The sequence below is a fragment of the Mesorhizobium sp. B2-1-3 genome (assembly GCF_006442495.1).
Classification (GTDB): Bacteria; Pseudomonadota; Alphaproteobacteria; order Rhizobiales; family Rhizobiaceae; genus Mesorhizobium.
Genome location: NZ_VFWL01000001.1, coordinates 731,539 through 744,102 on the forward strand (window position 1 = coordinate 731,539; position 12,564 = coordinate 744,102).

The window sequence follows — 12,564 nt, forward strand, 5'->3', positions numbered from 1 at the left end:
TCGGGAACCGGTGTCTGGAAGCCAGAAGGTTTGGCAAAGCCAGGAAAAGGATCAAGGGAGATGGGTTTCCATCTCCCTTTTTTCTTGTGCCTGGAGGACTTTGACATGGTTGCCGAAGCGGAAGACTCAGAAGACGAAAGTTATGCGATCGATTGCCCGGTGCTGGTCACCGAGCGGCTGGTGATGCGGGCTCCGCGCGAAAGCGACATCGCGCAACTGGTCGAGCTCGCCGACAACCGTCATGTCGCCGAGATGCTGGCGCGCATGCCGCATCCCTATGGCGAGGCCGAGGCACGCGCTTTCCTGGCCATGGCCAAGTCGCGCCGCGCCGGCATCGCCTATGCGCTGACGCTGGCAGGCACTGAAACCTTCGTCGGCTGCGCCGGATTGAACACCACCGACCGCGGACTGGAGCTCGGCTACTGGATCGGAGAACCCTACTGGAAGCGCGGCTTCGCCACCGAGGCGTCGCACGCCCTGGTCGATCTCGCGTTCCAGCGCACAAACATCCAGGTGCTGCATGCCTCGACGCGGGTCATCAATCCGGCCTCGCGCCGGGTGATCCACAAATGCGGCTTCCAGTATGCCGGCCAGGGCATGCTGAACTCGATTGTCGCCGGCCAGGTGCCGGTCGAGCGTTACCGCCTCGACCGGAAGACATGGACCAGCCTGCGCAACTGGGTACATTTTTGATGTGTGCCGATATTCAGGTGAGGCCGGCCTGCAAACGCTGATTTTCTGCGCTTCCGGTGCTCGCGTACTTTAAGTACGCTCCGCTCCGGTTCTCGAAAACCAACGTTTTCGGCTCGGCCTGACCTGAATCTCAGCACACATCGGCGCTGGGCCTCTGGTCAAAGGTTCGGAAAGAATCGTGCATCGATTTGGGCTCAGCCCAGTTCAGCCCATACCGGCAGATGGTCCGAGCCAACAGCCTTTCGGTCGACCCACAGGCGCTTCAGCGACCGGGCAAGCGAGGCGCTGGTGAAGATATAGTCGATGCGCTTGTGGCGGTCGGTATTGCCGGGGTCCTTGGGGTCGACCCAGCTGACGAGATCGTCGCCGGCGACATTGAGGCGCAGGGCGGCATCGACGGCGAAGTCGGCGGTCAGCGGCATGCCGAATTCGTGGTCCGGCCGGCCGGCGAGTTCGACATATTCGGGCGATCCGGCCAGCATGTTGAAGTCGCCCATGCCGACGAAGGCCTCGGGGTGCGGCAGTTCCGGCAGGCCGATCTCGGCGACGCCGGACAGCGCGCCGCCTTCAAGCGCATAGTTCAACAGGCGCCGGCGCAGGAACTGGATCTGGCTGGCGCGCTCGACCGGGCTGCGGTGATCGAGATGGATGGAATAGAAGCGGATGAAACCAAGCGGCGTCTCGATCAGCGCCTCCAGCGCGCCGCGCTGGAAGTTCATCATCTCGAAGCTGCGGCTTCGCGGCAGGAGCAGGTTGCGCGACAGATGAATGGGCGTCTTCGAAAGCACCATGTTGCCGAGTTGGAAGGTGGTGGTGATGGCGCGGCCGTTTTCGATGCGCGAGCCGATATTGGCCTCGAAATTGCTGCCATAGACGGCGAAATAGTCGGGCAGCGCCTCGCCGATCTCGGCGACCATGTCGCGTCCGCCGTTCCTGGGATTGTTGCGGGTGACCTCCTGCAGCGCGATGACATCGGCGCCGCGCACGGCGTCGGCGATACGCCCGACATCGTACTGCCCATCGAGGCCGATGCCGTACTGGATGTTGTAGGTTACAAGCTTCATGCCGACATCTCCGGCCAACCCCACGCGGCCACTGTCACAAAACGGCCTCGCCCTTCGCCGCGCCTTGGTTTAGAGCAAGGCGCAAGGTTTAGAGCAATGCCGCAAGGCCAATAAAGAAACTGCTGTCCGATGAAATTTCTCGATCAAGCCAAGGTCTATGTCCGCTCCGGCGACGGGGGCGCGGGTTCCGTGTCGTTCCGGCGCGAGAAATTCATCGAGTTCGGCGGACCGGACGGCGGCGATGGCGGCCGCGGCGGCGACGTCTGGCTGGAAGCGGTCGACGGGCTGAACACGCTGATCGACTACCGCTACCAGCAGCATTTCAAGGCCAAGACCGGCACCCATGGCATGGGCCGCAACATGACCGGCGCCAAGGGCGCCGACGTCACGCTGAAAGTGCCGGCTGGAACGCAGGTGTTCGAAGAGGACAACGAGACGCTGATCTGCGACCTCACCGTGGTCGGCCAGCGCTTCCTGCTGGCCAAGGGCGGCAATGGCGGCTTCGGCAACCAGCACTTCAAGACCTCGACCAACCAGGCGCCGCGCCGCGCCAATCCGGGTCAGCCCGGCGAGGAGCTCAACATCTGGCTCAGGCTGAAGCTGATCGCCGATGCCGGGCTGGTCGGGCTGCCCAATGCCGGCAAATCGACCTTTCTCGCCTCCGTCACCGCCGCCAAGCCGAAGATCGCCGACTATCCCTTCACCACGCTGCATCCCGGCCTGGGGGTGGCACGCATCGATGCGCGCGAATTCGTCATCGCCGACATTCCCGGCCTCATCGAAGGCGCGCATGAGGGCGTCGGCATCGGCGATCGCTTCCTTGGCCATGTCGAGCGCACGCGCGTGCTGCTGCACCTGGTGTCGGCGCAGGAGGAGAACCCCGGCAAGGCCTACAAGACCGTGCGCGCCGAACTCGAAGCCTATGGCCACGGCCTGACCGACAAGGCCGAGATATTGGCCCTTTCACAGGTCGATACGCTCGATGCGGATGAGCGCAGGAAAAAGATCGCCTCGCTGAAGCGCGCCGCCGGCCGTGCGCCGATGCTTCTGTCGGCGGTCACCGGCGAAGGGGTCGAAGCGGTGCTGCGCGCGCTGATGGCGGTGGTGGCCGAAGCGCGCGACGCGATCGCGGCGCCGGTCGACACGCGCTGGGAAAAATAGCATGACCGTGCAGTCGCTGAAGAAATACCGGCGCATCACCGTCAAGATCGGCTCGGCGCTTCTGGTCGACCGCACGGCCGGGCTGAAGCGCGACTGGCTGGCGTCGCTGGCCGACGACATTGCCGTGCTGGCTCAAGGCGGCGCGGAAATCCTGGTCGTCTCGTCGGGCGCCATCGCGCTTGGCCGTACCATTCTTGACCTGGGAAAAAGGGCGCTGAAGCTCGAGGAGAGCCAGGCGGCCGCAGCCGTCGGCCAGATCGCGCTGGCCGGCGCCTGGTCGGATGCGCTCGGCAAGGGCGGGTTGAAATCGGGCCAGATCCTGCTCACGCTTGGCGACACCGAGGAGCGCCGCCGCTACCTCAACGCCCGGGCGACGATCTCGACGCTCTTGAAGATGAAGGCGGTGCCGGTCATCAACGAGAACGACACCGTGGCGACCTCCGAGATCCGCTATGGCGACAATGACCGGCTGGCCGCGCGGGTGGCGACGATGATGGGCGCCGACCTTTTGGTGCTGCTCTCGGATATAGACGGTCTCTACACCGCGCCGCCGGCGCGTGACCCGGAAGCCAAATTCGTCGCGGTGGTCGATCGCATCACGCCTGAGATCGAAGCGATGGCGGGTGCCGCGGCTTCCGAACTGTCGCGCGGCGGCATGCGCACGAAGCTCGACGCCGGCAAGATCGCCACCGCGGCCGGCACCGCCATGATCATTACCTCTGGCACGCGGCTTTCGCCGCTGATGGCGATCGAGCGCGGCGAGCGCGCCACCTTCTTCCGCCCGAGCGCCAATCCGGTGAAAGGCTACAAGAGCTGGATCGCCGGCCAGCTCGAACCGGCGGGAAGGCTGACCGTCGATGCCGGCGCCGTCGGGGCGCTGACATCGGGCAAGTCGCTGCTGCCGGCCGGTGTGAAGCTGGTCAGCGGCAATTTCTCGCGCGGCGATACGGTGGCGATCCTGTCGCCCGAGGGCCGCGAGATCGCCCGCGGGCTGGTTGCCTATGATGCGGCGGATGCCGTAAGGATCGCAGGCCTGAAGACAACCGAAATCGAGACCGTGCTCGGCTACGAGGCGCGTTCGGCGATGATCCACCGCGACGACCTTGTGGTCAGCCTCGCGGGCGACCAAGTAACGGGCGGAGGATGAGCCATGCTGAAGCTGCATGAAAAATCCCGGAACGATACAGTGGCGACGATGGCCGACCTCGGCCGCCGTGCCCGCGCCGCCGCACGACCGCTGGCCATCGCTACGACAGCCGCCAAGAACGCGGCACTTGCCGCCATGGCGGAGGCGATCATCGCCCGCGAGCGAGCCATACTTGACGCCAATGCCATCGACATCGCGAACGGGCATGAAGCCGGCCTGTCGGCGTCCTCCATGGACCGGCTGAAGCTCAATCCAGCCCGCATCCGCGCCATGGCCGACGGCATTCGCGAAATTGCCGAACTCGGCGATCCCGTCGGCGACGTGATCGCCAGTTGGGAGCGGCCGAATGGCCTGCAGATCGAGCGCGTGCGCACACCGCTCGGCGTCATCGGCGTCATCTATGAGAGCCGGCCGAACGTCACGGCGGATGCCGGCGCGCTCTGCCTCAAGGCCGGCAACCCGGTGATCCTGCGCGGCGGCTCGGATTCGCTGAACTCGTCGTCGGTGATCCACGCCTGCCTGGTCGACGGCTTGAAGGCAGCCGGCCTGCCTCAGGACGCCATCCAGCTTGTGCCGACCGCCGACCGCGCCGCCGTCGGCGAAATGCTGAAAGGCCTCGGCGGCAATCTCGACGTCATCATCCCGCGCGGCGGCAAGAGCCTGGTCGAGCGGGTGCAGACCGAGGCCCGGGTGCCGGTCTTCGCGCATCTCGAAGGCATCTGCCATCTCTATGTCGACCGCTCGGCCAAGCTCGACATGGCAGTCGGCATCGCCGTCAACGCCAAGATGCGGCGCACCGGTGTCTGCGGCGCGGCCGAAACGCTGCTGGTCGACCGTGCGGTTGCCTCCACCCACCTGGTGCCGATCCTCGACGCCTTGCGCGCCGCCGGCTGCGAGATCCATGCCGATGCCGAGGTGCTGAAGCTGTTCTTCGACGCCAAGCCGGCGACCGATGCCGACTGGGTCACCGAATATCTCGACGCCGTCATCGCGGTGAAGCTGGTCGACGGTGTCGCTGGCGCAATCGAGCATATCGAGACTTTCTCCTCCCATCACACCGAGGCGATCGTCGCCGAGGACGCGCAGGCGGTGGAACGGTTCTTCAACGAGATCGACTCGGCGATCCTGCTGCACAATGCCTCAACGCAGTTCGCCGATGGCGGCGAGTTCGGCATGGGCGCCGAGATCGGCATCGCCACCGGCAAGATGCACGCGCGCGGGCCCGTTGGCGTCGAGCAACTGACCTCGTTCAAATACCGCGTGCGCGGCTCGGGACAGGTGAGGCCTTGACGCTTTTCGTCCAAAGGGCCTGAAGCTTGCGCCCAGCCACCCCCCTCTGTCCTGCCGGACATCTCCCCCGCAAGGGGGGAGATCGGCTGACATTTTTGGTTTCGCCGATCTTCAATGCTCCAAGATTTGTGCCTTCACCGAAGCTGCTAATCTCCCCCCTTGCGGGGGAGATGTCCGGCAGGACAGAGGGGGGTGCCTAGCGAATGCTTTCCCTGCTTGAGCAACCTATCCCGTCCAGCTACCTCAAAATGCCGCATGCCGGCAAAGGCCTTGCCGTCGGCCTGTTCGGCGGCTCGTTCAATCCGCCGCATGCCGGCCACGCGCTGGTCGCCGAGATCGCGCTCAGGCGGCTGGCGCTCGATCAGTTGTGGTGGATGGTCACCCCGGGCAATCCGCTGAAGAACACGCACGAGCTGGCGCCGCTGGCCGAACGGCTGTGCCTGTCCGAGAAGATCGCCAAGAACCCGAAGATCAAGGTCACCGCCTTCGAAGCGGCGCATCATGTGCGCTACACCGCCGACGCGCTGGCGCTGGTCAAGGCGCGCAATCCCGGCGTCGACTTCGTCTGGATCATGGGCGCCGACAGCTTGCGCGATTTCCACCGCTGGCAGCGCTGGCGCGAAATCGTCATGACCTTCCCGATCGCGGTCATCGACCGTCCGGGCGCGACGCTGTCGTTCCTGTCGTCGGTCGTGGCCAAGACCTTCGACTATGCCCGCGTCGACGAAGGCGATGCGCCAAGGCTCGCCCGCATGAAGGCGCCCGCGTGGACCTTCATCCACGGCCCGCGCTCGTCGCTGTCGTCGACGGCTATCCGCGAGCAGGCGAAGGGCTGATCGGTACGCACAGCGCCCTTTCTTCGCAAGGAGGAAGGCAAGTCCGGCAATGTCGCTTTTGCGGCGGCCTTTCGTCATCGAATGGATGATCTTGCGCTGATATGACCACTCTCGTGAAAAGCCAAACCGAAACGGAACCGAGGCACGGCGACACGCCCACGCCGCTGATCGCGATTGCCAGCGTCGTGGTGTCGATGGCGCTGATCGCCATCGGCAACGGGCTGATGTTCGCTTACATCCCCGTCCGGCTCGGCGTGGAAGGCTTCGATCCGACCTGGGCCGGTCTGATCGTCACCGGTCTGTCGGCGGGTGGTCTCGCCGGCTGCATCCTGACCGGACCGCTGGTGCGCAGGGTTGGCCATGCCCGTGCCTTCATGGTGCTGTCGGCGCTGATCGCGCTGTCGAATGCCGCAATCGGCGCCGGGCCGCACCCCCTGTTGTGGATCGCGGCGCGCGCTCTCTACGGCTTTGCCATATGCGGGCTTTTCATCGTCGCGCAGAGCTGGCTCAACGATGCCGTGGCCAACGCCATACGCGGCAGGGTAATGGCCGTCTTCTACGTCGCCTATGTCGGCGGGCTCGGCATCGGCTATGCGACGCTGGCGCTGGTCGACATCAGGACGGCGGATGCATCGCTGATCGGCATAGCCTTCACCGCGCTATCCATCCTGCCCGTCGGGATGACCCGGCTGGCCCAGCCGCCGGCGCCGCAGGCGGCATCGGTGGCGCTGCGCCGGGCCTGGCGGATTTCGCCGGTCGGCGTCGCCGGCATGCTGGCGGTCGGTGGCCTGTCCATGTCGATTTCCGGTTTTGCGCCGATCCACGCCACCGCGAAGGGGTACAGCCAGGCCGACGTGGCGCTGCTGCTTTCGGTGATGCCGCTCGGCACGCTGATCCTGCAGGTTCCGCTCGGCTGGATTTCCGATCGCACCGATCGCCGCTATGTGCTGGTCGCGGCATCCGCGATCGCCGCGGCGGCAGGGATGTTTGCGCTCGGCTTCGACGGCGGTACGCTGGCGGTGCTGCTGGTGATTTATGTGATGTGGGACGGCGCCTCGGAATCGATCTACTCGTTGGCCAGTGCCCACGCCGCCGACCGCGCCGGCAAGGACGACATGGTGGCGCTGTCGAGTTCCTTGTTGTTTGCCTGGTCGCTGTCCGGCTTCATCGTGCCGGGCATCGTGACCGCGCTGTCAGCCGTCTTCGGCACGCAGGCCTTCATCTATGTAACAGTGGTCATCGCCTGCGTCTTCTGCCTGTTCGTGCTTTTGCGCGTGTTCACCGCGCGGCCGGTGCCGGCAACCGAAACCGGCAGCTTCGCGCCGATGACGGCGCAAGCGCCATTGCCGGTGGAACTCGCCTTCGCGCCGGACGAACAGCACCGGCACAGGGGCGATTGACTATTGCCGGCGGGTTTCCGGCGCCGGGGCCTGCGGTGGCGGCAGCGGGATCGATATGCGTTCGCGGTCGAATTCCTGCTTGGCCCGCTTGGTGAGATCGGCCTGGGCGGCGAAGAAATCCACCGATGATGTCCAGTAACGCAAGGTGATCGAGACGGTGCTTTCGCCCAATGCCGCGACAAAGGCGGTCGGCGCCGGCTCACGCTTGACGCGGCGCTCGGCGGCGGCGATCGCAAGCAGCGTCTTCTGGGCGCGGTCGATGTCGTTCCAGGAGCCGATCGAGAGGGTGATGTCGCCGCGCCGCACGCCGTTGCGCGAAAAATTGCGCACCGGCTGGTTCCACAGCGTCGAGTTGGGCGCCAGGATGTAGACGCCTTCGGCGCTCCGGAGCTTGGTGGCGAAAAGGCCGATTTCCTCGATCGAGCCGGCAATGGACCCGACTTCGACGGATTCGCCGATGCGGAACGGCCGCAATGCCAAAAGCATGATCCCGGCGGCAATGTTCTGCAGCGTGCCTTGCAGCGCCAGGCCGATGGCCAGGCCGATGGCGCCGATCGCGGCAATGATCGAGGCCGTCTGCACGCCGAACTGGCCGAGCACCATGATGACGACCAGGACGAGGATGGCATAGCGGACGATCTTGGAAAAGAAGTGCCGCAGCGTCTGGTCAAAGCCATGGATGTGGCCCAGGCCGGCAAAAATCGAACGCTCGGCAAAGCCGGCGACGATGTAGCCGACAACCAGAAGGATGACGGCGCCGACCGCCGAAAGGGAATAGGAGACAATGAGCGCGCTGAGCTGAGAGAGCCCCGCCTGCACGGTCAGGAGGGCATTTTGCGGGTCGATCGGCATAATGGGATTCCGGTTGATCAATCAGCCGATAACCCCTGCGGAACGCCTGGGTTCCGATCTTTTGCGTGTCGCGCGGAACAAGCGGAGCCTCAATGAGTTCGCATGGAAGCGGGGCTCCGTCTTGAAACTGCAACGGAACTCTGCCTATCTAAGCGGTGTCACCCGCTTTCAGGGGTGATTTGGTTGTTCTTGCTGCGAAAGGAAATACACTGAGAACAGCACTGCGGAAGAAGGCCGACATCGTGCCTTCGCCGGCCGGGATCAGCGTAAACGACGCCGTGTCCCGCGCCATCAAGACAGTCCTTGCCAGTCTGGAAGACTCCAAGGCCGAAAACATCGTCTCAATCGACATTCAGGGAAAATCGAGCCTCGGCGACTACATGGTCGTCGCGTCGGGCCGATCGCACCGTCATGTCTCGGCTGTTGCCGATCATCTCCTCAAGGCGTTGAAGGATGCCGGCCTCGGCACGGCGCGTGTCGAGGGGCTGTCCGGCGCCGACTGGGTCCTGATCGATTCAGGCGACATTATCGTCCATGTCTTCCGCCCCGAAGTCCGCGAATTCTACAATCTCGAAAAGATGTGGCAGGCGCCGGACCTCGAGGAAGAGACCTTGCACTGAGCCGGTTGGTTTGGATGCGTGCCGTGGTTCCTGGCCCATTGACGATTTTCGGGCGACACGCATCGGCGGCCCTCTGAGGCGAGGATGAAGATTACCGTTCATGCCGTGGGCCGGATGAAAAGCGGCCCCGAGAGAGAACTCGCCGACCGCTATTTCGAGCGTTTCTCCAAGAGCGGCCCGGCTGTCGGCCTCGAATTCTCCGGCATCGCCGAGATCGCCGAAGGCCGCGCCCAGAACGCCGATGAACGCCGGCGCGATGAAGGCGCAAGGCTGCAGGCGCAGTTGCAGCCCGGCTCGGCGCTGATCCTGCTCGACGAGCGCGGCAAGAACCTGTCCTCGGAAGATTTCGCCGGCCGCATCGGCCAATTGCGCGACGCTGGCCGCAAGGCGCTGGCGCTGGCCATAGGCGGCGCCGATGGCCACGATCCGTCGTTGCGCGCCCAGGCCGAGCTGGTGATGTCTTTCGGTGCGCTGACATGGCCGCACCAATTGGTGCGGGTGATGCTGGCAGAGCAGCTCTACAGGGTCTCGACGATCCTGTCCGGCCACCCCTATCACAGAACCTGAAGGTCGCATCGCACCGAATTCCGCCCCAATGCCGCGCAAGATCACCGCTTCGGGCCGGCTTTCCCTATTTTGCTCACCGGTGTGCGAAACCGCTGCACAGTTTTGGGCGATGCGCATTAATATGGTTGATGGTTCGTTAACGAAGCCGCAGATAGAGTCCATCCCGCATGGCTGAAGGCTGGAAATCGACGACGGGCTCATCGACAGCGGGCTCCTGGCGCGCGCGCTGCGGCATCGCGGCGGCGGTGGTCATCCTGTCGCTCAATGCCGCGTGGGCCGAGAACACGCTCGACACGGCCCCCGATCCGGACCAGAGCCGCGCCGAATACGAACAGATCTCCAAGGAGATAAGCCTGTCGTCCGAGCGGCTGGCCAAGCTGGCCGCCGACATCGCCGCAGTCAAGAAGGACCACGCCTCGATCACCGCCGCGCTGATCCAGTCGGCAATGACCGAGCAAAAGCTTGGGCAGGATATCGAGGACATCGGCGCCAAGCTGGAGGGGCTGAAGACCCAGCAGCAGAAGATCCGCGCCTCGCTGATGGCGCGGCGCGACGTGCTGGCGGAGGTGCTGGGCGCATTGCAGCGCATGGGGCTGAACCCGCCGCCGGCGATCCTGGTCAAGCCGGAGGACGCGCTGTCGTCGGTGCGCAGCGCCATCTTGCTTGGCGCCGTGGTGCCTGAATTGCGCCAGCAGACCGACAGGCTCCTGGCCGACCTCAAGGAGCAGACAAGAGTGACGGCCTCGATCGAGGCCGAGCGGGCACGGCTGACGGCGGCAGTCGGCGAGCAGACTGCGGAAAAGAAGCGGCTCGGCATGCTGCTGGAAGCCAAGCAGAAGCTCGAAGCCGACACGCAGGCGCAGTTGTCGGCCGAGCGACAGCATTCCGAGGAGCTCGCGGCCAAGGCCAGCAGCCTGAAGGAATTGATCGCCTCGCTCGAAGCCCAGGCCGAACGCAACCGCAAGGCCGCGGATGCCGCAAAGGCCGCGGAGGCCGGCCAAGCCGGCGGCGACAAGGCGGGCGGCGACAAGGCGGGCAGGGATAAGGCGGGCGGCGATATGACGGCGTCGCTGCCGGTTCCCGAGGCCAACCGGCTTGCCGCCGCGGCACCCTTCTCGGCGCTGCAAGGACAGATCGCGCTGCCGGTCATCGGCCGCATCAAACGCCGGTTCGGCGCCGAAGACGGTAACGGCGCGGTGATGCTTGGGGACATGGTTGCGACACAATCGGGCGCCATCGTCACCGCACCGGCGGATGGGAATGTGCTTTATGCGGGGCCGTTTCGCTCCTACGGTCAACTCTTGATCCTGAATGCCGGCGACGGTTATCATGTCGTCCTGGCGGGGATGAGCAGAATCAGCGTCGCAACCGGCCAATCAGTGCTCGCAGGAGAGCCGGTCGGTGCGATGGGAGAGGCCCGGGTGGCAAGCACCTCGGCTTCGAAGAATGGAAATGCCACGCCGGAGCTCTATGTCGAGTTCCGCAAGGATGGAAAACCCGTCGATCCGACCCCATGGTGGGCGGACCGTTTTTCTGGAAGGACGTGAAATGATGCGGAAACTGTCGCTTCTGTTTGCCGGTGCGCTGATGGGCGCGTCCGCCATGAGCCTGGTCTATGGCGCGCCCGGCTCGGCAGCGAACGCTGCGGGGTCGGAGACCTACAAGCAACTGGCGATCTTCGGCGATATCTTCGAGCGGGTGCGGGCGCAGTATGTGACACCGCCCGACGACAAATCGCTGGTCGAGAACGCCATCAACGGCATGCTTGCCTCGCTCGACCCGCACTCCTCGTACATGAACGCCGAGCAGGCGCAGGACATGCGCGTGCAGACCAAGGGTGAATTCGGCGGCCTCGGCATCGAGGTCACCATGGAGAACGACCTGGTCAAGGTGATCACGCCGATCGACGATACGCCGGCCGCCAAGGCGGGCGTGCTGGCAGGCGATTACATCGCCAAGATCGATGGCGAGGAGGTTCGCGGCCTGACGCTGAACGACGCGGTCGACAAGATGCGCGGCCTGGTCAACACGCCGATCAAGCTCACCATCCTGCGCCAGGGCGCCGACAAGCCGATCGAGCTGACGGTGGTGCGCGACATCATCAAGGTCAAGGCGGTCAAGTTTCGGGTCGAGAACGACATCGGCTACATGAAGATCACCTCCTTCACCGAAAAGACCTATGACGACCTCGAGAATGCCATCGACACCATCAAGAAGCAGGTGCCGAACGACAAGCTCAAGGGCTATGTGCTCGATCTGCGCCTCAATCCCGGCGGTCTGCTCGATCAGGCGGTGAGCGTATCGGATGCCTTCCTCAACCGTGGCGAGATCGTTTCGACGCGCGGCCGCGATCCCAAGGACGTTACCCGCTTCGACGCCAAGTCCAAGCAGGTCGACGATATTGGCGGCAAGCCGCTGATCGTGCTGGTCAATGGCGGATCGGCGAGCGCGTCCGAAATCGTCGCTGGCGCGCTGCAGGACCTACGCCGCGCCACGGTGGTCGGAACGCAGTCCTTCGGCAAGGGTTCGGTGCAGACCATCATCCCGCTTGGCGAGAACGGCGCGCTCAGGCTGACGACGGCGCTCTATTACACGCCGTCCGGCAAGTCGATCCAGGGCAAGGGCATCACGCCCGACATCAAGGTCGACCAGCCGCTGCCGCCGGAACTGCAGGGCAGGGACCTGACGCGCGGCGAATCCGACCTCAAGGGCCACATCAAGGGTGCCGACGAGAGCTCGACCGGTTCGGGCTCGGCAGCCTATGTGCCACCGGATCCGAAGGACGACCTCCAGCTCATCTATGCCGAGCAGCTGCTGCGCGGCCAGAAGACCGATCCGTCCTTCCCGCCCAATCCGCAGAAGGCCGTCCTCAACCAGTAACAGGTGGCGGCCAACAACGGGTCTGGCCGCCCGATGGAAGCAATGCGATGCTGC

General features: G+C 64.8%; 12 protein-coding genes. 10 read left to right on the plus strand and 2 right to left on the minus strand.

Annotated features, from left to right (window positions below; all coding sequences use genetic code 11):
* Positions 1-105 precede the first annotated feature (105 nt).
* Entirely contained in the window at positions 106-693 is a 588-nt protein-coding gene (locus tag FJ973_RS03810) for a GNAT family protein (protein WP_181167602.1), read from the plus strand.
* Between the two features lie 194 nt (positions 694-887).
* Here the strand turns inward: FJ973_RS03810 and FJ973_RS03815 are convergent, their stop codons facing one another.
* The gene (locus tag FJ973_RS03815) at positions 888-1,757 is read right to left on the minus strand and encodes an endonuclease/exonuclease/phosphatase family protein (RefSeq protein WP_140525012.1); all 870 of its coding nucleotides are present in this window, start codon (positions 1,755-1,757) and stop codon (positions 888-890) included.
* A 129-nt stretch (positions 1,758-1,886) separates the two neighbouring features.
* Between FJ973_RS03815 and obgE the strand changes: the two genes are divergently transcribed.
* The 5 genes from obgE (at position 1,887) to FJ973_RS03845 (ending at position 7,591) form a co-directional block, all read left to right on the plus strand.
* The gene (gene obgE, locus FJ973_RS03820) at positions 1,887-2,918 is read left to right on the plus strand and encodes a GTPase ObgE (protein ID WP_140554889.1); all 1,032 of its coding nucleotides are present in this window, start codon (positions 1,887-1,889) and stop codon (positions 2,916-2,918) included.
* Positions 2,919-2,925: 7 nt separating this feature from the next.
* Positions 2,926-4,065 (plus strand): glutamate 5-kinase, encoded by a 1,140-nt coding sequence (gene proB / locus FJ973_RS03825; protein ID WP_140554967.1) that lies wholly within the window; start codon positions 2,926-2,928, stop codon positions 4,063-4,065.
* Positions 4,066-4,068: 3 nt separating this feature from the next.
* Positions 4,069-5,355, plus strand: a complete 1,287-nt coding sequence (locus tag FJ973_RS03830; RefSeq protein ID WP_140554890.1) for a glutamate-5-semialdehyde dehydrogenase — start codon at positions 4,069-4,071, stop codon at positions 5,353-5,355.
* Between the two features lie 248 nt (positions 5,356-5,603).
* Complete coding sequence (locus tag FJ973_RS03840) at positions 5,604-6,191, plus strand: nicotinate-nucleotide adenylyltransferase (RefSeq protein ID WP_140554968.1); 588 nt, start codon at positions 5,604-5,606, stop codon at positions 6,189-6,191.
* 101 nt (positions 6,192-6,292) lie between these two features.
* Positions 6,293-7,591 (plus strand): MFS transporter, encoded by a 1,299-nt coding sequence (locus FJ973_RS03845; protein ID WP_140517515.1) that lies wholly within the window; start codon positions 6,293-6,295, stop codon positions 7,589-7,591.
* On the opposite strand, the gene FJ973_RS03850 is transcribed toward FJ973_RS03845, so the two are convergent.
* Positions 7,592-8,443: a mechanosensitive ion channel domain-containing protein gene (locus FJ973_RS03850; RefSeq protein WP_140554892.1), complete on the minus strand. Its 852-nt coding sequence runs from the start codon at positions 8,441-8,443 to the stop codon at positions 7,592-7,594.
* 242 nt (positions 8,444-8,685) lie between these two features.
* Between FJ973_RS03850 and rsfS the strand changes: the two genes are divergently transcribed.
* The 4 genes from rsfS to FJ973_RS03870 all read left to right on the plus strand — a co-directional run bounded on the left by rsfS (position 8,686) and on the right by FJ973_RS03870 (position 12,510).
* The gene (gene rsfS / locus FJ973_RS03855; protein ID WP_135902362.1) at positions 8,686-9,063 is read left to right on the plus strand and encodes a ribosome silencing factor; all 378 of its coding nucleotides are present in this window, start codon (positions 8,686-8,688) and stop codon (positions 9,061-9,063) included.
* Positions 9,064-9,147: 84 nt separating this feature from the next.
* Positions 9,148-9,630: a 23S rRNA (pseudouridine(1915)-N(3))-methyltransferase RlmH gene (rlmH, locus tag FJ973_RS03860; protein WP_140517517.1), complete on the plus strand. Its 483-nt coding sequence runs from the start codon at positions 9,148-9,150 to the stop codon at positions 9,628-9,630.
* A 167-nt stretch (positions 9,631-9,797) separates the two neighbouring features.
* Entirely contained in the window at positions 9,798-11,177 is a 1,380-nt protein-coding gene (locus tag FJ973_RS03865) for a murein hydrolase activator EnvC (RefSeq protein WP_140554893.1), read from the plus strand.
* Between the two features lies 1 nt (position 11,178).
* Complete coding sequence (locus FJ973_RS03870; RefSeq protein ID WP_181168618.1) at positions 11,179-12,510, plus strand: S41 family peptidase; 1,332 nt, start codon at positions 11,179-11,181, stop codon at positions 12,508-12,510.
* Positions 12,511-12,564 lie beyond the last annotated feature (54 nt).